The sequence below is a fragment of the Anabaena sp. CCY 9910 genome (assembly GCF_963920875.1).
In the GTDB taxonomy this organism is placed as follows: domain Bacteria; phylum Cyanobacteriota; class Cyanobacteriia; order Cyanobacteriales; family Nostocaceae; genus Trichormus; species Trichormus variabilis.
In genome coordinates, this window is record NZ_CAWUDJ010000008.1 from 152,555 (window position 1) to 172,342 (window position 19,788).

General features: G+C 41.4%; 17 protein-coding genes. 5 read left to right on the forward strand and 12 right to left on the reverse strand.

What is annotated here, in order from left to right; genetic code table 11:
• Positions 1-315 precede the first annotated feature (315 nt).
• The 5 genes from ACM5QX_RS09390 (at position 316) to ACM5QX_RS09410 (ending at position 5,453) form a co-directional block, all read left to right on the forward strand.
• Positions 316-501 (forward strand): DUF2887 domain-containing protein, encoded by a 186-nt coding sequence (locus ACM5QX_RS09390; RefSeq protein WP_414753297.1) that lies wholly within the window; start codon positions 316-318, stop codon positions 499-501.
• A 298-nt stretch (positions 502-799) separates the two neighbouring features.
• Positions 800-2,494: an ABC-F family ATP-binding cassette domain-containing protein gene (locus tag ACM5QX_RS09395; protein ID WP_011317581.1), complete on the forward strand. Its 1,695-nt coding sequence runs from the start codon at positions 800-802 to the stop codon at positions 2,492-2,494.
• Between the two features lie 246 nt (positions 2,495-2,740).
• Complete coding sequence (gene gpmI / locus ACM5QX_RS09400) at positions 2,741-4,342, forward strand: 2,3-bisphosphoglycerate-independent phosphoglycerate mutase (protein WP_414753281.1); 1,602 nt, start codon at positions 2,741-2,743, stop codon at positions 4,340-4,342.
• Between the two features lie 92 nt (positions 4,343-4,434).
• The gene (gene secG / locus ACM5QX_RS09405; protein WP_011317583.1) at positions 4,435-4,668 is read left to right on the forward strand and encodes a preprotein translocase subunit SecG; all 234 of its coding nucleotides are present in this window, start codon (positions 4,435-4,437) and stop codon (positions 4,666-4,668) included.
• A 20-nt stretch (positions 4,669-4,688) separates the two neighbouring features.
• A complete protein-coding gene (locus ACM5QX_RS09410) occupies positions 4,689-5,453 on the forward strand; it encodes a peptidase (RefSeq protein ID WP_414753282.1) in 765 nt (254 codons plus the stop codon).
• Positions 5,454-5,491: 38 nt separating this feature from the next.
• On the opposite strand, the gene ACM5QX_RS09415 is transcribed toward ACM5QX_RS09410, so the two are convergent.
• From ACM5QX_RS09415 to ACM5QX_RS09470, 12 genes are all read right to left on the reverse strand, one after another.
• Entirely contained in the window at positions 5,492-6,118 is a 627-nt protein-coding gene (locus ACM5QX_RS09415; protein ID WP_414753283.1) for a Uma2 family endonuclease, read from the reverse strand.
• Positions 6,119-6,149: 31 nt separating this feature from the next.
• Positions 6,150-7,298 (reverse strand): glycosyltransferase family 4 protein, encoded by a 1,149-nt coding sequence (locus tag ACM5QX_RS09420; RefSeq protein WP_414753284.1) that lies wholly within the window; start codon positions 7,296-7,298, stop codon positions 6,150-6,152.
• 431 nt (positions 7,299-7,729) lie between these two features.
• Positions 7,730-9,370, reverse strand: a complete 1,641-nt coding sequence (locus ACM5QX_RS09425; RefSeq protein WP_414753298.1) for an MFS transporter — start codon at positions 9,368-9,370, stop codon at positions 7,730-7,732.
• Positions 9,357-10,247 (reverse strand): DNA repair protein RecO, encoded by an 891-nt coding sequence (gene recO, locus ACM5QX_RS09430; RefSeq protein ID WP_414753285.1) that lies wholly within the window; start codon positions 10,245-10,247, stop codon positions 9,357-9,359. The genes ACM5QX_RS09425 and recO overlap by 14 nt, the downstream gene beginning before the upstream one ends.
• Positions 10,248-10,439: 192 nt before the next feature.
• Positions 10,440-11,120 (reverse strand): deoxyribose-phosphate aldolase, encoded by a 681-nt coding sequence (deoC, locus tag ACM5QX_RS09435; protein ID WP_414753287.1) that lies wholly within the window; start codon positions 11,118-11,120, stop codon positions 10,440-10,442.
• A gap of 190 nt (positions 11,121-11,310) precedes the next feature.
• Positions 11,311-12,471, reverse strand: a complete 1,161-nt coding sequence (locus ACM5QX_RS09440; RefSeq protein ID WP_414753288.1) for a DNA cytosine methyltransferase — start codon at positions 12,469-12,471, stop codon at positions 11,311-11,313.
• Between the two features lie 363 nt (positions 12,472-12,834).
• The gene (locus ACM5QX_RS09445) at positions 12,835-14,280 is read right to left on the reverse strand and encodes a YcjF family protein (RefSeq protein WP_414753289.1); all 1,446 of its coding nucleotides are present in this window, start codon (positions 14,278-14,280) and stop codon (positions 12,835-12,837) included.
• 41 nt (positions 14,281-14,321) lie between these two features.
• The gene (locus ACM5QX_RS09450) at positions 14,322-14,801 is read right to left on the reverse strand and encodes a group I intron-associated PD-(D/E)XK endonuclease (RefSeq protein WP_414753290.1); all 480 of its coding nucleotides are present in this window, start codon (positions 14,799-14,801) and stop codon (positions 14,322-14,324) included.
• Between the two features lie 439 nt (positions 14,802-15,240).
• A complete protein-coding gene (locus ACM5QX_RS09455) occupies positions 15,241-16,194 on the reverse strand; it encodes an asparaginase (RefSeq protein WP_414753291.1) in 954 nt (317 codons plus the stop codon).
• Positions 16,195-16,273: 79 nt separating this feature from the next.
• Complete coding sequence (locus ACM5QX_RS09460; RefSeq protein ID WP_011317593.1) at positions 16,274-16,774, reverse strand: CGLD27 family protein; 501 nt, start codon at positions 16,772-16,774, stop codon at positions 16,274-16,276.
• A complete protein-coding gene (gene rsfS / locus ACM5QX_RS09465) occupies positions 16,771-17,229 on the reverse strand; it encodes a ribosome silencing factor (protein WP_414753293.1) in 459 nt (152 codons plus the stop codon). Before rsfS ends, ACM5QX_RS09460 begins: the two co-directional genes overlap by 4 nt.
• Positions 17,230-17,783: 554 nt before the next feature.
• Complete coding sequence (locus tag ACM5QX_RS09470; protein WP_414753294.1) at positions 17,784-19,055, reverse strand: glycosyltransferase family 4 protein; 1,272 nt, start codon at positions 19,053-19,055, stop codon at positions 17,784-17,786.
• Between the last annotated feature and the right edge of the window lie 733 nt (positions 19,056-19,788).

Sequence of the window (19,788 nt, forward strand, 5' to 3'; positions counted from 1 at the left end):
GAATTAGAGCTTCAAATTCTTCGTAATTGAAGGTTTGTTGCTTTTTAGAGTATCTACCAGATACATAGCAGGAAAACTTCTTATCGAGAGGTTCAAAGAAATACCCTGATAATGGTAATTGTTCTCCTTTAAGTTTAAAAATTATTGTATTTAATTTATATTTTCCTTATTTTTTCGTAGATAAACAAAGCTTTCAAAGTTTCCATTTACAGCTTTTTCCAATATAGGCACAAATCAAATTTTATTCAGAATATTGAAAACAGACAGCATTTTTATCGCCTATTTCAATAATTTCCAGATATCCTTTTTGAAATCATTGGCAATTCTCCTGATTTAGCCAGCCTCTACCGATTTTCGTCAGTGCCAATCAAACAAACAGCACTCAGGATTGATGCTGTGTTTGTGCCTACAGTTGAACATGATCATCTCATCTATTTTGTGGGAGTGCAGTTTCAAGCAAATGAAAAACTTTATTCACGACTGTTTGCGGAAATTTGTTGATACCTCCGTCAAAATCAACCATTAAATGACTGGGGTACTGTGATTTTATATCCAAGTAGGGGTTAGTTTTGACTTTAGAGCCAATAGCACAAACTTTAGATTTAAATATTGAAGAAGTGCGGCAAGCTGCACAACAGCAGTCTCCTAACGCCCAAAGCGGTAATTAAACGAGATAAATTTAACCTTTCGGTTGGTAAGAGTTTCTTAAGACAAATTGTTGGTTAATTTTTGTTAATATTGGACACAGTATTGGTACTTCGTCCGCAATTAACCATAATTCCTAACTGAGAGAAACTCGATGCTGCGATTAGAACATATCAGTAAAATTTATCCTACAGGCGAAGTTCTCAAAGATATCAACTGGGAAGTGAAACCAGGCGATCGCATTGGTTTAGTGGGTGTCAACGGTGCGGGAAAATCGACTCAGCTAAAAATTATTACTGGGGAGATAGAACCGACGGCTGGGGAAATTATTCGTCCTGCTAGCCTGCACATAGCTTATCTTAACCAAGAGTTTGAGGTAGATCCTAGCCGCACCGTCAGAGAAGAATTTTGGACTGTATTTAAGGAAGCTAACCAAGTACAGTTAGCTTTAACCCAAGTGCAACATGATATGCAAACAGCCACTCCAGAAGAACTGGATAAGCTGATCGACAAATTGGATCGTTTGCAGCGTCAGTTTGAAGGTTTGGATGGCTATGGTTTAGAAGCGCGCATTGGAAAGATTCTCCCAGAAATGGGATTTGAGCAAGAAGATGGCGATCGCCTCGTCAGCGCTTTCTCTGGTGGCTGGCAAATGCGGATGAGTTTGGGTAAGATTCTTCTGCAAGCACCAGATATCTTACTGCTGGACGAACCGACTAACCACTTAGATTTAGAAACTATTGAGTGGTTAGAAAATTATCTGAAAAAATTAACCACACCGATGGTCATAGTCTCCCATGACCGGGAGTTCCTTGACCGCCTCTGCACCCAAATTGTGGAAACTGAACGCGGTGTTTCTAGTACTTACCTTGGTAACTACACATCATATCTAGAACAAAAAGCTGAAAGCCAACTAGCACAATTGAGTGCTTACGAACGTCAGCAGAAAGAAATCGAGAAACAGCAAGCATTTGTTGATAGATTCCGTGCCAGTGCTACCCGCAGTACTCAAGCCAAAAGCCGAGAGAAGCAACTAGATAAAATCGAACGCATCGAAGCGCCTGTGGCTGGTGTAAGAACCTTGCATTTCCGCTTTCCCCCCGCACCCCGTAGTGGACGGGAGGTAGTGAAAATCAAGGATTTAACTCATACCTACGATGATAAGATTTTGTTCTTGGGTGCGAACCTTTTAATTGAGAGAGGCGATCGCATCGCTTTCTTAGGCCCCAACGGTGCAGGTAAATCTACCCTGTTGCGGATAATTATGGGTTTAGAACCACCTACAGAAGGTAGCGTGGGCATAGGGGAACACGGTGTGATTCCTGGTTACTTTGAGCAAAATCAAGCCGAAGCTTTGGACTTGAAAAAAACAGTTATGGAAACTATCCATGATGAAGTTCCTGACTGGAAAAATGAAGAAGTCCGCACGCTTTTGGGTAAGTTTCTGTTTACAGGAGACACCGTATTTAAACAAGTAGAAGCATTGAGTGGTGGAGAAAAAGCGCGACTAGCATTGGCAAAAATGCTTTTACGTCCTGCCAACTTAATTATTCTCGATGAGCCTACTAACCACCTAGATATTCCCGCAAAAGAAATGCTGGAAGAAGCACTACGAAATTATGATGGTACGGCGATAGTAGTTTCTCACGACCGTTATTTTATTTCTCAAGTAGCCAACAAAATTGTTGAAATTCGGGATGGTGAATTCCGAGTTTATCTAGGTGATTACCACTATTATCTGGATAAAATCGCTGAGGAAAAAGAAACGGCAAGGTTAGAGGCGATCGCTGCTGAAAAAGCTGCGAAAAAAGCCGCTAAATCAGCTAAATCTTCCGCTAAGAAGAAGTAAAGTATTTCATTGATTGTTCATCGGTAATTGGTAATACGTGATTTTTCTTCGCAATTACCAATTACTAATTACCACTGCGATTATTAGTGTTTATCACAAAATATATTCAACAGTTACTAAGGTTAAAGAAAATCTAAAAAAAATGGATTTTTGTCATCAGAAAAGTTAATAAGCAGAAATTCACTTGCAGTGGCGGGTAGCAGTGGTATCATTCGGGTATTACAAAAAGTAAAGGGCAATTTTATTATGACCAAAGCACCTGTTGCTCCTGTGGTGCTAGTCATTTTAGACGGATGGGGCTACTGCGAGGAGACGCGAGGAAATGCTATTGCTGCCGCCAAAACTCCGGTTATGGAAAGCTTATGGACGGCTTACCCGCATACCCTCATCCACACATCAGGGAAAGCCGTAGGATTGCCAGAAGGTCAAATGGGTAACTCAGAAGTTGGTCATTTGAACATTGGTGCTGGGCGAGTCGTGCCACAGGAATTGGTACGAATCTCCGATGCCGTGGAGGATGGTTCTATCCTCAGCAACTCAGCTCTTGTCAAAATTTGCCAGGAAGTTCGCAACCGGAATGGCAAGCTACATTTAGTAGGGCTTTGTTCTGAGGGGGGTGTACACTCGCATATCACCCATCTATTCGGACTACTTGACTTAGCCAAAGAACAGCGAATTTCTGAAGTTTGTATTCATGCCATTACTGATGGTCGTGACACCGCACCAACTGATGGTATAAACGCAATATCAGCCTTGGAAGACTACATCAATCATGTAGGAATTGGGCGTATTGTTACTGTTAGTGGTCGTTACTACGCGATGGATCGCGATCGCCGTTGGGATCGGATACAACGTGCATACGATGTGATGACCCAAGACGGTGCAGGTGATGGACGTAAGGCTGTTGATGTCTTGCAAGCATCCTATGCGGAAGGGGTGAATGATGAGTTTATCGTTCCCGTGCGAATTGCTCCTGGTACTGTCGAGTCAGGAGATGGGGTGATATTCTTTAATTTCCGTCCAGACCGTTCTAGACAACTGACTCAAGCTTTTGTCAGCCCTGAATTTACAGGTTTTGCCAGACAGCAAATCAAACCACTGTCTTTTGTCACATTTACCCAATACGATTCTGATTTATCAGTATCTGTAGCCTTTGAGCCACAGAACTTAACCAATATTCTGGGTGAAGTCATCGCCAATCAGGGTTTAAATCAGTTTCGTACCGCCGAAACCGAAAAATATGCCCATGTCACCTATTTCTTCAACGGTGGCTTAGAAGAACCTTTTGCTGGGGAGGACAGGGAACTTGTCAGCAGTCCAATGGTAGCGACTTACGACAAAGCCCCAGCCATGTCAGCAACCGCAGTTACCGATACAGCGATCGCCGCAATTCAAAAAGGTATCTATTCCTTAATTGTGATTAACTATGCCAACCCAGATATGGTAGGGCATACTGGTCAAATAGAACCCACAATACAGGCTATTGAAACAGTTGATCGCTGTTTGGGTCGTTTGTTAGAAGGTGTGAGCAAAGCCGGGGGAACAACAATTATTACCGCCGATCACGGCAACGCCGAGTATATGCTAGATGAAGCAGGTAATTCTTGGACAGCTCACACAACTAACCCAGTCCCCTTAATTTTAGTGGAAGGCGAAAAAGTTAAAATTCCTGGATATGGTACAAATGTCGAACTACGTAGCGACGGCAAACTAGCCGACGTTGCACCCACAATCCTCGATATTTTACAGCTACCCCAACCACCAGAAATGACAGGGCGATCGCTCTTGCAACCAGCAGAATATGATGTGCAGAGTCCTCGTACTCGTATCCCTGTAGGTCTTAATTAAGCTATGAGAGAATAGTTAACGGTTAACCGTTAACTGTTCTCTCATCAGCAAACCCTCCTTTTTTGAAACTTGTTATAAAAGAGATTGCTACCATGACAGTTACTAGTATTGTGCAAGCTATTTGGGCGCTTTCCGCCGTTGGTCTAATCGTCTTAGTTTTGCTCCATAGCCCCAAAGGTGATGGAATTGGAGCGATCGGCGGACAAGCCCAGCTATTTAGCAGCACCAAAAGCGCCGAAAATACCTTAAACCGTGTTACCTGGGCATTGACAGTCACATTTCTGGGTTTAACAGTGGTTTTAAGCGCCGGCTGGCTACCTAAATAAAATTACAGGGAGATAGGTATATGGGGAATAAAATTCAACACCCAAAACCTAACACCCTCAAGAATTTTCGATCAAAGCACTTACTAGCAGCCCTCGCCTTGTTTATAGGTACAGGGCTGCTAATTGTTTTAACTAACCTCCAATTTAGTAACGCCAACCCTTCATCCCCATCATCTCTAAAACCCCATCCTCTACCGTCTACCCTTGCACAATGGCAAGACAGCACCAATAGCGGTGATTACTTTTCTCAAGTTACAACCACTGATGTCGGTTATTTAGTGTGGTCAAAATTTCCTGTGCGAATTCATATCAAAAGACCACAACTAATTAACGCACAACAGGCGCAAACATGGGTTGATAATGTTTTCACAACTGTGCAGGAATGGGCTAATTATTTGCCTTTGGTAGTTGTCGAACAGGCTGAAGTTGCTGATATTACCATTGAGCGCAAAACCCCACCTTTACAAATAGGTAAAGATAAAATCCCCCGCGCGCGTTCTGCTCTAACCAGCTACGAATTATACACAAAGAATAATGTCTTATCACACCGCTTTACTATCCTATTGAGTCCTACCCAAACAGGTAACTATCTCCTAGCAGCAGCCCGCCACGAACTGGGTCATGCTTTGGGAATTTGGGGTCATAGTTCACTACCAAGCGATGCTTTATATTTCTCCCAAGTCCGCAATCCACCGCCAATTTCTCCCAGAGATGTCAATACTTTGAAGCGAGTTTATCAACAACCAACTGGTTTGGGTTGGGCTTTAGAAGTTTCTCAAAAATAATATATTTTGTATTTATTTAGATTTTTTCGCTGCTTCCATTACTCAATCACACAGTGAAAAATTTGCTCAACAGTTATATTTAAATTTGAGAATGTTGGGGATTCTATACGGTCATTTCCTCTAAACTTTTTGCCCCGATATTCTCCCTCATCACTTAAAGAGTAAATTGTGATTGTTGGTTGTTTAGGATCGCCTATTAACTCCTTACTACCCAAAGCTGCATAATCCACAATCCAATATTCTTGGATACCCATTTCTTCATAATCAGCCAACTTCTTATGATAATCATCTCTCCAATTAGTACTAACAACTTCAATTACTAATGGGATGGAATCTGGCTGACTAAGGATTGATTGTTTTTCCCATAGTGGTTCATTGCTCAAGTTAGAGAAATTTATTAATAAAACATCTGGATAATACCCTGATGTTCTATTCTCTGGCTTGACTGTAGCGTTTTTAGGTATACCGTAATTAAGTTTGAGACGAAGACACTCATAGCCTAGAAGCATTGTTAAAAATGCTACTATTTGCTCATGTTGTCCCAATGGTGGCGGCATTTGAATAATATTTCCATCGTGTAATTCATAACGAATGTTTTCTGGTTGCGTTACCAAAAAATCTAAAAATTCATCAAATGTAAATAATTTTTGTAGAGACGATGTCATTGCTTCTAAGTTGGTTCAGGTATGGAATTTCTTAAGCTCCCCAACTGAGTTTTACTGGTTGCTGTGCTAAAACTTCACGATAAAGTTCTTCTAAATGAGTAATATTCTTCTCTAGTGTGTAGCGTTCTTCTACGCGCTTTCTGGCTTTTTGCCCCAGTACGGTTGTTAACTCTGGATGGTCTTGGAATAGTGGTAAAAGGGTGCGTAATTGCGATCGCACAGTTTTGGTATTCATCACTACACCAGCCCCTTTTTCCAAAACTTCGCCATCTGCACCCACATCGGTTGCTAAACAAGCGAGTCCACAAGCCATACCCTCTAACAGCGATAAGGATAAACCCTCGACTAGAGAAGGTAAAATAAATACATCTGCACCTTGAAGAATTTGTATGCGTCGGTCTTCGTCAGCGACAAATCCTAACCAGATAATGCCATACTCAGAACCATAAAAGGGTTCTAAAGTAGCTCTCAGAGGCCCATCCCCAACCATTAGTAACTTACTATCAGCCCCCATATTAGCTTGCTTCCAAGCTCTTAATAGGGATTCTACATTTTTCTCTGGGGCGATTCTTCCTTGGTAGACAAACAATCGTTCTGCTTGAAATTCTGTTTTCACCGCAGAAGACCCAGGAGAGTATTTGCAGGTATCCACACCATTGGGGATAACTGCGATATTTTTCTCCCGCACACCCATACTGGCCAGTAGTTCTCGCTGAATTTGGGAAAAGACAATGACGCGATCGTAGTTACCCAAAAAAGGCGCGTATAGTTGATAAGCTAGAAGTTGTGTTCCTGATATCAGTTTTGCGCCTTTGCCTGCAAATGGAGTGTGAAATGTGGCAATTAGGGGCAAATTCAGTTGGTCACAAATTTCTGGTAGAAAAAAGTCCAGGGGAGATAAAGTCAGAGACGCATGGACAATATCCGGCTTGATTTCCCGCAACGAATCGGTTAAAACCTTGGTTGCTTTGAACGTTGGAATTGTGTAGACCTGAGACTTATAAATGAAGGGTAGAGGCACTTCTTGGAATTTCGGCCAGTTGTCAGGTTCAGTTTCTTCTTGAGCAAAGTGGAGAAAACTGACTTCATGTCCCCTGTCTAGCAAGGCATTTGTAACTTCTCTACTGTAAGTGACATTGCCACAAAAGGGTGATTTTTTTCCAATCCAAGCTATACGCATTCTTTACCGGCTATCAGAAGAGCGTGATTGATTATTTCTTGTGGTTTTTTGTTGTTTATCTTGTTGTACTTGCTGGCTATCTTGAAAAAGTGCGGTTAGCGGTAGCGGTTTTTGAGCCGCGTACTGAGTAAAAAGATGAATCTTTAAACTCTAGTCTCTAAATGCCTTTTCCATATATTCATCGGTTTAAGCAGTTGATGATGACTACTAAGTATATATCTTCACTTTTAACCAGTTCAAAAGCTAAGTTTTAGGTTGGCTAAACCAGATAATCTATAAGCTTAATTTGTCTTTTGGTTGTAGATGTACATTACACTCACAACCAATTATCCTGGCTCATCTCCAATTGATTCCCAGCAAGGTTTTAATAAATTTTCTGCACTCAGTTTAGCATGAAAGCAAAATCTATAATTAACCCCAAAATTAGGGAATTAATCACGAGAGTTATACCAAGTTAAGATACCTCCGGAAAATACGATCGCCGCTAATCCCAAAAAGACAGCTTGTAATCCTACAAAGGTTTCTGCCACACCTGCTAACGCCAAAGGTAGGGACAGAGCAATATTAATCACATTATTTTGCAGACCGAATACTTTACCACGCATTTCGGGCAAGGTTTCTGTTTGGATGGCTGTCTGCATGGGTATACCGATTAAAGAGCCAAAAATACCCAAGGATGTTACTAAAAGTAACACCAATCCTAGTTGTGTCGTGAAGATAGAAAGACCAACTAAGGATGCTGCCATACCTAAACAACCACACAGGCTCAGTTGAGTATAGGAGAAGCGTTGACCAAACTGACCCAAAATTGTCGCGCCAGCTGCAATACCAACGCCACCAGCCGCTAGTAAAAAACCGAATTGGGAAGCTTTGATATTAGGAATAATTTCTGCCATGCGTACTGCTAAAACAGTCAAGGCGGCAAAGACAGAAAATAAAATCATCAATTGCAATAGAGCGTTACGGACACGGTAATTTTCTTTGAGGTAACGTAAACCATCGCGTAAGTCTGAAAATACGTGGGGAAATTCTGTTTCTGGTGCGTGGGTTTTTTCGTGAGTCACCAACAGTAGCAAAATTACACTGGCGATCGCATAACTACCACCAACCAAAAGTTCTTTGCCAAAGCCATTATTACCCCCTAGTTGCGACCAAATACCATCGGCAACTGCCAGTAGTGGTTCTCCCACAGCAAAACCCACTATCACCGAAGCCATCATTGTGGTTGTGTATAGTGAATTAGCCGAAAGTAAATCCTGTTCTTTCACCACCAGGGGAATTGCGGCTTGTTCTGCTGGGGCAAAAAACTGTGTTAGTGTGGACACCAAAAATGTCACACCCAAAATGATGAGAAAACCTACTGGTAAAACTCCTATGGGTTGCCAATCATGAGTTAGCCACAGCAACAAAGGAATAGCTAAAACCAAAATACCACGCCAGGCATTTGTCGCTACTAATACAGCTTTTTTTGACCACCTATCGACAAATACGCCAGCCACAGAACCAAACAACACGGCTGGTATGGTGAAAGCCATCATCAATGCTGACACCCAACCACTAATACTCTGATTACTTGCCTGGAACTGAGTATTAATCAAGGCGATCATTAATACCAAATACACCTTATCTGCCAGTTGACAAAAGACTTGTCCACCCCACAGCGCTAAGAAATTAGGGTTTTTGAATACAGCTAAAAACCCTTGATGTTTAATATCTCCAGAGTTGGCTTCCCCGCCAGAACCGGAGTCATCTGTTGTTGCTTCTGGAGTAGTAACTACTGGTACACTTTGCCCATGACCATTGAACTCCAATATCTTTAATGGCTCTAATGGCTCTGAGGATTGTTTTTCTAGTTCATGGGGTAAATCGGTTTGGGGATTTTGCGAAATACCATTTTTCTCATTGGTAGGAACATCTTGGGGAGATGATTCCTGGCTATCTTTGTGATTGGGTACAGGATAGGGAACAGCACTTAAATGAGCCGGTGCTGTAGGATCTGATGCCCTATTCTGTCTTTTGGCGTGGCTTGGCGACAATGGCAGAATTTTTCTATCCAAATCAGACGGTTGCATCATGGTTGGCAGCAAAATAAGAGTCAATCAAAGTGGCGGAGCGAATAGGGCGACCTAAATGATACTGAGCATACTGACGCAAAATCTGCTCCACAGATAACCAGCTGGCATCACTGGTAGTGTTAATTTGCATTATCTCTGGTTGTGAGAGCTGTTGGAGCATCCCAAGTTCTACAGAATTTAACCGAGCAGAAATTACTGGTATTTCTTGCCGATGTACGACTGTTTGGTAAGCAGGAGTTACAGGATGAGGAAGTGACTTTTCTCTTGATTCTTTTTGAGCTTCTTTTCGCAAGCCTTCCCAAGCTTCCAAACAAACTATCCCCCCAGCCGCAATGCTAAAACCTACCCGCCAGTTGGGATCTACAAAATTAGGTGTTAGCAAGCGTTGAGTTAGACAACAAATTTGTACTTGTGGGGTAAGTCCAGCCAACGCTAAAAGGTGAAAAACTGCATGAGCTAAATAAGCGAGGACACCAAACGACTCTCCTTTGGGCAATTCTTCCAAGCGATGGAGATGTTCATTTAGTAATTCGTATAGTTCCTCTTGTGGTTGTTCACTTAAAGCCTGACAAAGAACTATTTCTGCTAGATATTGACTAGCAGCTAGCTTACCCAAATCTTTTGCCAGACCTGGATAAGTTTTGATGGTTTGAGCTTGAGTAATTTTATCAAGCGATCGCCCTTTCGCAATCAGTAGTTCATTAACTACAAACATCCCACTCCTACCGCCAAGGCTAGAGTTATGTTTTCTTGACCCTGGAGCGATCGCACGAATCAAACCGAATTCTTGTGTCAAAATTGTCACTATTCTATCTGATTCTCCCATTGCTTGGGCTTTCAGATTAATGCCAGTTGCTTTATAAGTTTTATTCATCAGTCATTGGTCATTAGTCGTTGGTCATTAGTCGTTGGTCATCTCTTACAAAGTTCTGTTCGGAGGAAACCTCCGCTCAACGCCACTTGCTTTCCGACGCAGAGCGACAGGAACGCAGTGGCTCGACTTTGCGCTTAGTCATTGGTCGTTAGTGAAGACAAAAGACAAATGACTTAGGACACAAACAAATGACTATTCAACTTTTTCCGGGTTATCTCGCTGGTGGATTAAATCGATACCACGAGACGTACCTAATCTAGTCGCACCCGCTAATATTAAGTCTAAGGCTTGATTGAGGGTGCGAATCCCACCAGATGCCTTTATACCCACCCTTTCCCGTGTGATTTCTTTTAAAAGCCGCACATCTGCCACTGTAGCACCGCCATTCCAACCTGTATTGGTTTTTAAGAATGTGGCTCCTGCATCCATTGCTATATCAGCCGCGATTTTTTTTTCTGCATCCGTCAGTAAGTTTGTTTCCAAAATTACTTTAACTACTTGTCCAGTCTCTTCGCAAATTTCGGCAATTTCCCGGTGTACTGCTTCCGTATTACCAGATTTCAACCAGCCCAAATTGATGACTACATCTAGCTCTGTGGCTCCATTCTCCACCGCTTCCAGTGCCTCATACAACTTGACTGAGCGAGTCGTAGCCCCAGTAGGAAAACCAATTACCGTACAAACCTTAGGTTTCTTGCCGTGGAGAAATTCTGCTGCTTGTTTTACATAAGTAGGATACAAACAAACCGACGCAAAATTATATCTGTCTGCTTGTTCACACCATTGGTCAACCTGCTCTGGAGTAGCCGTTGGCGTTAACAGGGCGTGATCGATAAATGGCGCAATATCAATGTTCGGATAGTCTGCTGCCATTGTTGCCTTTTGTTAGTGATTGATGATAAAGCTTTATAAAAAATTAATACCCTTTACATAAATTAAAGCACATCTGTTGCGAGTCTAGCTGGAAAAGTAGGTGTTCTTGAATTTTGTTTACCAAATCATTGAGTGTTAATAAAGGTACGCAAGTATTTTATTTAACTTGACAATGATTGGCGTTTCATCATCATTCTAATTGTTTTTTGATACCAGTATTTAGGAACTCAAGAATAGACTCAGCCAACGCTTTGGATGCTAAATATGGCACACCATTACCAATAGTTTTAAACATATTAGTCAGTGACATATTTTCTGGTAGAGCAAACTTTGCAGGTAAAGACTGTATAGCCAAAGCTTCTGCTACAGAAATTCGCCGTATTTTGTAAGGGTGTAAATGCACTTCATTATTGCCATAGCAAGCTGTGGGAGAATAACGCCATCTATGTAGACGTTTAAAAGATTTCCTAGAATCATCACCTTCTGCAACACTGACAAATTTGCCAATACCTGCCCTTGGTTGAAAATAATTTTCAGAATTAGGATGGTTTACAACATTATTCTTTCTAAACCAGTATTCAACCGTCAGTTCTTGAGGAATATCATGAGGGCAAGGAACTAGAGAATTTTCTCTAAATGGTTCAACGTGAATCCACGGATAAGCGAACACTTTGTCTTTAGGATATAAAACTTTACTTTCCCAAGGAAAAAGAAATTCAAGCAGTTTTGGGTTATTACTATTATTGATGCCACAAAAATCATGAAAAAACCTTTTACTGAAACCCAATAAAATTATTCTTTCTCTATTTTGTGGTACACCATATTCAATAGCATTTATTACCCGTTCTGTTAATAGATAACCTGAAGCAATTAACTTTCTTTTCAAGGATTCAAAAAACTGACGATGTTTTTTAGTGCGCCACAAACCTTTGACATTTTCAAATAAAAAGAAATCAGGCAAGTTTTGACAAATCAATTCTATATAAGCTGAAGAAAGCTTACCATTATCACCTAAATAACCTCTATTTTTGCCCCCAATAGAAAAATCAGGACAGGGAGGCCCGCCAATAAAACCCACAATATTATTAGATTTACGACAGTCTTGAACCAACTCTAATAAATGTTTTGCCTGAATACCCTCCACAAGTTTAGATACATCTGCTGCTTCTCCCTGATGATATCCATATTCTGGTAAAGGTAAATTCAATATCTCCCTAGAATAGCGATATGCTGCCATGAAAGGCGAGAATATTTCATCCACATAAACAATATTAAACCCGCTTGTTTCAAAACCTAAATCAAGCAATCCTGAACCAGCAAAAAATGAAAATATTTTCGGTTTAACACTCATTCATGAATTGAATAATTTAATAGCATTAGGCGATTGAGTAGCTTATTACAAGCAATTATCAGAACTTGATATTAGAGGTTATTTATAAAGAAAAATAAAATTAATGTAGGGTGTGTTAGGCGCTGATTTCCCAGATAATTGGTCACAAAATAAATATCCTCGCGCCTAACGCACCATCCGTGAGGCGGTGCGTTACGGCTAAATTTTCTTGTCTTTCCGTCCCAAATCCTTTCATAGCCGTAACACACCCTACTTAAGATTTACTTTATAAATAGTCTCTTAGTTAACAGCACAAAGACGCAAGATTTCTCTTAGCGCCTCTGCACCTACTCTGCGAGAACCCCTAGCGGGGAATGTGCGAAATTAACTCACAACTTCAACTGGCTGTACTTCTGGTAACAAACGCTTCACGCCTTGCTTGACAAAACCTTGCAGAAAAGCTATCTGCTGACTTTGTTGGAAGACACTTTGTAAAGTTTGGCGTAACTTGTCCACATTCAAATTATTTCCAGAAACTGAAGCGATTTCCTGTTGTTCAAAATATGCAGCTAGACTTAAAGCCGCCACTCTGGTGAGATAAGCTGCACTTACACCTTGAACTAAACCACCAGCCACAAAGGTAACGGCGTTACTTTTGAGAACAATACCAATGGCTTTAGTAGAAAGTTCCACTAAACCCAATTTCAGCATCAAACTTCCCATTGTTCCGGCTACAGTTTGCGCCTGTTCTAGGGAAAACTTCTGCTGATAGATATTACCCAAATCCATGACCATTTGAGCATTAATCGCCGCAGTTGCTAAAATATCTAATGCTGGGACTGGGTTAGCAAAGGCCGCAGCCGCAGCTATCCACTGATATTGTTCAATAACTGGGGTAGCGCGATCGCATCTTACCCCATTCAAGTAGTTTTTCGCCTCAGATTTCAGTAAGAATGCCTGTCTTGCAGTGGTTGTCCACACCCATTGTTGACTTTGTTGTGCCAAAAGTTCGCTTAATTCCAGAGTTAACTGTTGAATATCAGGCGCTGGTTGTTCCATCCACTCTTGCACAACACCATCAGCTTCATGTTTCCGCACTTTGATAGGTAGAGGAGAAGCGGAAACAGCAACTACATGGTCTTGGACTCGCTGTTGTAGTGACAACAAAACACTAGCACGTTCATCTGGTAAATACTGGTCTTGTTTGTTGAAAACCAGGATTTTTGGTTGATTCAGCGCCTTTATCTGTTGTAATGCTTGGAATTCTGAATCTGTCAAATCACCATTAGTCAAAAACATGACAGCATCCGATTTTGCCGCTTCTGCCAGAATATTAGTATCTGCATGACTACCTAATTCCTTTAGCAGTGGCGCTGTTTCTTGGAAACGAATTATTTGCTGCTTTTCTGGTGTGTAATTAGACTCCAGCACTTGAATTAACGTGCTTTTACCAACCCCTTGTCCACCAGTTACAGCCAGCCGAATTTCTTGTCTGTCTAACTCTACCGACAATTGGGCGAGTTGATTCCGTAATGTGCCTAAAGCTTGATGGTTCTCGGCTTCTTGCGCTAATTGATTGATTACGGCTTCAGTTTTAGCGATCGCACTTTCTGCCGTAGCTCTGTCAAAGAGCATACCATTTAGCTGCTCTGAACTATCTTTTGGTAGTTTGTGCTTGAACAACCACAAGCCACCACCCACAGCTAAGACACTCAATAAACTCAGTTCACCCAACTGCACTATCGAATGATGCCAACTTTGTAGCATCCACAAGGAAAAGGATAATCCTAATCCTCCTACTAAAATTGGTCGTTGCAACTTCACAACCATGATTCTCCGCGCTTTTTGGAAGATCCCAACTCAAGAATAGATCAAAACCCTGTTTCACCGAACTGTTCAGACGAAAACACACAATTTTCTTTACCTTCCACTTGTAGAATTAATTCCCAAGCTTCACGATATTTTGCTGAACGCGGTTTGCGCTGTCGTTTTTCGGTTTCTACAAGGTGTATTTCGCTACCATAACCGATAAATACATCTACCGGAAAGACATAAAACAGGTCAAGCTTTTCTATGTATACTAGGGCAAAATCAAAGTCTGATGGTTTATATGCTTCTCTCTGCATGAGCCTTCGGTTTGTTTTGGTGCGGCGATTATCTACAACATAATTACCTGATGACTCATCTAGCCAAGCATATTTGACTTGGATTTTGATTAAAGTTCCCTGTATATCTAATACTAAATCGTAAGGTAGGCGATCGCCAACAGGCCTTAAAACTCCCCAGCCACGCTTTAAAGCATGAAGTATGACTGCTTGTTCAGCTATGTCTCCTTTCAGTTTTGTGTCCATTTACTTGATAAGTAGAAATAAAACAAAACCCTATAATCTTTTAAGATTACAGGGTCTCATTCTATATTTGGTGGCGGGAAGTGGATTTGAACCACTGACCTTCGGGTTATGCTTACCATCTACAGCTTTCACTGCCCAGTTTAACCTGGTTTGTGGTCTGGACTGTCCCTTTACCCTCGGCTTTACCGTTAGGGTACCTGCCTACCAGTCTCTACACCTTCTCCGTTTCCAGAGCTTGGCTCGGGATTACCGCGCTATTGGCTTCCCCGAATTTGACAGGTAATCATACACAAGTTTCCTCATGTACCGCCCACCGCAACTTTAACTAATAAGCGCTTAGTTAGAGTTTTTAGTTGAGCCCGACGAGCTACCAGGCTGCTCTATCCCGCGTCGTTTTTCTTGACTTTTCAAGTATAACCCAAACTCAAAAGTTTGGCAACTATAAAAGCGATAATTCTCCGACGACTTCTAAACGCGTGTATTTGCCTGGGTTCATAAACTTTTCTGCCAAGCTTTCAGCAACGCTGGGAGTAATCCAACCCATTTGCTGGAGGAGGTGAATAGCAACGGCATATTTTGCCCGTTTAGCGCCGTCCATGACCTTAATTGTCAATCCCATCCCTTCACCAAGTCTGCCAATGCACTGTACGCCTTCTGCACCAGACTTACTGACTAGTTCCCCAGGAGTTAAGCGCATCAGTTCCGTATCAAACTCCCTATCTCCTGCTACCATTGACGGGTGATGAGTCATGGCTCGGACAATGCGTTCCATATCTAGGTTGTTGCTGGCAGCTAGAAGCGCATATAAAGAAGAAATTTGACCCAATTGCAGTAAGTAAGTCGGTACGCCACAATCATCGTGAGCGCTAATAAATTCTGCGGCTGGCATTCGCAATAACTCTGCAACTTTAGCCAGAACTAACTGCTGTACTGGGTGTTTGCGATCCATGTAATTGTTTAAGGGCCAATGGCGTTGTTGACAAATAGCCAACATTCCTGCGTGCTTACCAGAGCAATTATATTCAAGAGGGCTGCGTTTTCCTTGAGGAATCGGACACTGGAGTACGGAAGGATCAAGATCAGCACGCCAAAGGATGTTAAATGCCTGCCTTACTTGCTCGATTGTACCCTTGTGGGAACTGGTAATAATTGCTAAGTCGCGATCGCTCAAATCGTAGCGTTCCAGTGTTCCTGTAGTAGTGACTGCAAGTGCCTGAAATGGTTTGAGTGCTGAACGAACGAATGTAGCTGTTTCCGAGTTACCGGCAACACTAAGCACTCGTCCCCGTTCATCGCAAACAACAGCTTGGACTATATGCTTCGATTCGATAATACCTTCACGCAGCAACCGGACTTCCAGTGCTGGGGCTTGAGTGCGCTTTCCCATTGTCATGGGTTAATATTTATCTCTTTTTTTGTAAGTTGCCAGTTGTGAGTCGTCAGTTGATTACTGACTACTGACTCATGACTATTTAAAACAAATGCCAAACTATAGTACCAATAAGAAAGAGTCCCGCCAAGCCAGTGAAAGTAAATTGTAACCGTTGGAGAATGGGTTTGATTTCATAGGTGACAATCAAGCGATCGCGAGTCAGGACTTCTTGGGGCTTCATCCAAGTTTGACCATCGTACCAGCCTGATTCTTCGTAGAAAACAGTCATGCTGTAGAGGCGATCGCGCACATACAGCCAGCCCAAGTATAGCCGTACCAAACTTAGGACTACTCCGACGCTGGCACCAGCTGCCCCACACAACAGAAAATGGATCAGTTGTTTATTTGGGGGAAAGCTAGCTGCTGCTACTGGCCCAGCCACCAGCCAGGATAAACTCCAAATCCAAATTAATTTTGTGGCATACTCCCGCCAATTTAAGGCGCAATCACGAAACAGCCAGGAGGTTTTTAACTCTTCGTACTCATTCAGTGGTTGTTGGTCTACGGGAACCGGACAATTTGCCAGCGACGACTTCATCATGTTGGGTTACCCTCATCCTCATCAGATTGTGGTAGGGGAATGCGTTCTGCATGAACCCAGAATGCTTCTAAATTATAAAACTCCCGTTCCTTTGGCATCATGATATGCACGATAATGTCACCGTAGTCTTGCAATACCCAGCTGCCTTCAACTTTGCCTTCTGTCCGCAATGGCCGTCGTTGCCACTTAGTTTCTACTTCATGTTGGATTGCATCGGCGATCGCTCTCACTTGCACCTTAGAATAGCCAGTCAACATCACAAAGTAATCTGCTAAGTAAGAGACATCTGCTACTCTCAGTACTAGAATATCGCCAGCTTTGCGGTTTGATGCTGCTTCGGCAATGGTTAGAGCTAACTCTCCACTCGACTCAGTTTCAGCCTGTGGACTCCTAATAGCGCTCTTGGCTACCGACACGGATTGTAATGGTAAATTTCCTTGGAAATAATCAGACATTAAACCTCAGGTGCTTTATCCCTTTTGTTACGGTTTTTGAGAATTACTTACAAACAACAATTGAGCAGTAAATCTATCTATTGGTTTTTTTGAATACTAACAAAAAAACAGGTATCTATGAGAAAGACCGAGAAATTGGCTGACGTATTAACGTGTCAGCAAAATACTGTTGCAGCTTATTTTTCTGTAGTGATAACTCCGACTTCTGCTGCATTTGATACAAAATTACTCAATTTTACGTACTAGCTGTGTAACTTTGTTCTTGTATCTTGACTTGTGTACATGATCTACATGAAAGTTTAGAGATATCATCGTCTCTTGACTCTAAGCTGTTCGCCTAATACAAGTATAGAGCATAAGCAATTTCATCTCTTCTTCCTCAAGCCTTATTTGTCCGATATATTGAATATCTTTCTCATTAAAGACGGCAAGATTTAAGTTCTATAGTAGGGGGGCAAATTCAGACACAAAAATAGGGCTAAGGAGATATAAATATCCTCAACCCCTAGAACTTACAACTAACTTTTATAACTGGAGCGTCTGCCACTTGGGATTCAGACTTCCTGCTTGGAAACTACTTTAGACGGGAGCGTTCGACCTTCTGTTGTTACTGAGTAAAATAAACTTTCGTATTGATTTAATGCCTGCTCAAAAGCATATTGTTCCACAGCATACTTCCGGCTGTTGTAGCCCAAAGTTTTCGCTTTTTCGGGATGTTTATATAAGTCTAAAATTGCCGTTGCTAAAGCCTGAGGATCTTCTGGGGTAACCACAATACCACCACCACTTTGTTTAATTGCCTTGGCTGCGGTACCTTTATCAGGTACAGACGCTATCAATGCCCTACCACTAGCCAATAAGACTTGAATCTTTGATGGCATATTAAAAGAAATCACATTTTTTTTCTGCACTACCAAACCAACATCGGCCGCCGCCAACATTTCTGGTAAATGTTCTCGTGGTTGAAAAGGTAATAACAAGACGTTATCAGCACCGCAGTTTGTACAATACTTTTGCAGTCTTTCTAAACCTTTGGCCTCACCTGCAATTACAAAGGCAATCTCTGCGACATCACGCAACTTCGCCGCAGCTTGAATGACAGTTTCGAGACCTTGGGTGAGAGCGATATTGCCAGAGTAAAGGACAACAAATTTGTTGTGTAGATTATGAATATTCCGAAAATTATTATTGTCTTTTGGTAAGGGACGAATAAAATTCACATCAACCCAGTTGGGTATTTGTTCTATTTTGTCAGGCGATATACCTTTGGAGATGAGATTTTCTACAAAACCATCAGCAATAACGCTAATTTTAGTAGCATGACGATAGGCAAATTTTTCTAATAGGGAAAATACCTTAATTAGCCATTTGTTTTTCAGTAAACCAACATGAATGGCTGCTTCTGGTAATATATCTTGTAAATTCAATACCACAGGACAAGCACGCAACCATCCTAGTAAAGATGCTGGTATGCACACGGGTAGTGATGGTGAAGTTGACAAAATTACATCAGGCCGCCACCCGAAAAGAGCAGGTAAAAAACTCGTAACTACGAAACTAGCATCTAGCAATACTCGGTCTAATAATTTCGGTTGGGGACGAATCCACACGTAACTACGTTGGATTTTGACACCATTCTTATATTCTGTAAGATACCATTTACCCCGGTAAGCCTCGTAAATTCTCCGCTCAGGGTAGTTAGGCATAGCAGTGACCACACGCACTTCATGTCCTCGCTTGGCCAGTCCCTCTGCTAATTCTGTCATTAGGGGAGCTATACCAATTGGTTCTGGATAGTAGTTATATGAGTAAATTAAAATCCGCATAACAAATTAGTCAGAAGTCCCCTGGCTGGTTTGGATAACTAAAGCAAGGTCTAGATTGCTTATTGTTTGTAAGCATCTAATACTTAATTTTCCCCTTTATAGTATTTCTATGTCACTGGTTTTTCTTTGAAGATTCGGTAAAAATTGTTATTGCTGTCGTCAGTAAGATGTAATTGATTTTGTGCTTTTTCTTAGGTAAGCACTATGTATAATTTATTTATTCACTATAGACATAAACCTTATGGTTATCAATTAAATATTACTGTAGCAACTACAACATATATGCAAATAATACCCGAAATTAGGGTAAATCACAGCTATCATTCTGTTTTGTGGACGTGATTGAACAGTATTTACACCCGAAGAAACTAGATAGAGATTTTAGCTAAATCTCCATATTGGCTGAGGTTTAAAATTTTTTGCTTATTTAAACTAGTTGTGCATCGTTGAAACTAAGCGACTAATTTTAAAGATTTAGTAAATTTGCCATTCCTGAAATACCATTTTAAATATCGGTACAGCGTTTTAAAAATATTGCATCTCCAATTGGGAAGATTGAAATTATACCAATTCAAAATTCAAGGTAGCCTACGGCAAGGCTACACCAACAAAATTCAAAATTAATAATCAAGACAGGACAAGCTTTTGGGGCTGTATATCCGTCGCATTCTTTTTGCAAATTGGTATTATCCCTCTTTTGTTACTACGGGGAGAGTATAATCAGGAAGAAAGC

Excerpts from the sequence above, each read along its gene's own strand:
- ACM5QX_RS09395 (WP_011317581.1), top strand. The coding sequence starts at position 800 with ATGCTGCGATTAGAACATATCAGTAAAATTTATCCTACAGGCGAAGTT.
- gpmI (WP_414753281.1), top strand. The coding sequence starts at position 2,741 with ATGACCAAAGCACCTGTTGCTCCTGTGGTGCTAGTCATTTTAGACGGA.
- secG (WP_011317583.1), top strand. The coding sequence starts at position 4,435 with ATGACAGTTACTAGTATTGTGCAAGCTATTTGGGCGCTTTCCGCCGTT.
- ACM5QX_RS09410 (WP_414753282.1), top strand. The coding sequence starts at position 4,689 with ATGGGGAATAAAATTCAACACCCAAAACCTAACACCCTCAAGAATTTT.
- ACM5QX_RS09415 (WP_414753283.1), bottom strand. The coding sequence starts at position 6,118 with ATGACATCGTCTCTACAAAAATTATTTACATTTGATGAATTTTTAGAT.
- ACM5QX_RS09420 (WP_414753284.1), bottom strand. The coding sequence starts at position 7,298 with ATGCGTATAGCTTGGATTGGAAAAAAATCACCCTTTTGTGGCAATGTC.
- ACM5QX_RS09425 (WP_414753298.1), bottom strand. The coding sequence starts at position 9,370 with ATGCAACCGTCTGATTTGGATAGAAAAATTCTGCCATTGTCGCCAAGC.
- recO (WP_414753285.1), bottom strand. The coding sequence starts at position 10,247 with ATGAATAAAACTTATAAAGCAACTGGCATTAATCTGAAAGCCCAAGCA.
- deoC (WP_414753287.1), bottom strand. The coding sequence starts at position 11,120 with ATGGCAGCAGACTATCCGAACATTGATATTGCGCCATTTATCGATCAC.
- ACM5QX_RS09440 (WP_414753288.1), bottom strand. The coding sequence starts at position 12,471 with ATGAGTGTTAAACCGAAAATATTTTCATTTTTTGCTGGTTCAGGATTG.
- ACM5QX_RS09445 (WP_414753289.1), bottom strand. The coding sequence starts at position 14,280 with ATGGTTGTGAAGTTGCAACGACCAATTTTAGTAGGAGGATTAGGATTA.
- ACM5QX_RS09450 (WP_414753290.1), bottom strand. The coding sequence starts at position 14,801 with ATGGACACAAAACTGAAAGGAGACATAGCTGAACAAGCAGTCATACTT.
- ACM5QX_RS09455 (WP_414753291.1), bottom strand. The coding sequence starts at position 16,194 with ATGACAATGGGAAAGCGCACTCAAGCCCCAGCACTGGAAGTCCGGTTG.
- ACM5QX_RS09460 (WP_011317593.1), bottom strand. The coding sequence starts at position 16,774 with ATGATGAAGTCGTCGCTGGCAAATTGTCCGGTTCCCGTAGACCAACAA.
- rsfS (WP_414753293.1), bottom strand. The coding sequence starts at position 17,229 with ATGTCTGATTATTTCCAAGGAAATTTACCATTACAATCCGTGTCGGTA.
- ACM5QX_RS09470 (WP_414753294.1), bottom strand. The coding sequence starts at position 19,055 with ATGCGGATTTTAATTTACTCATATAACTACTATCCAGAACCAATTGGT.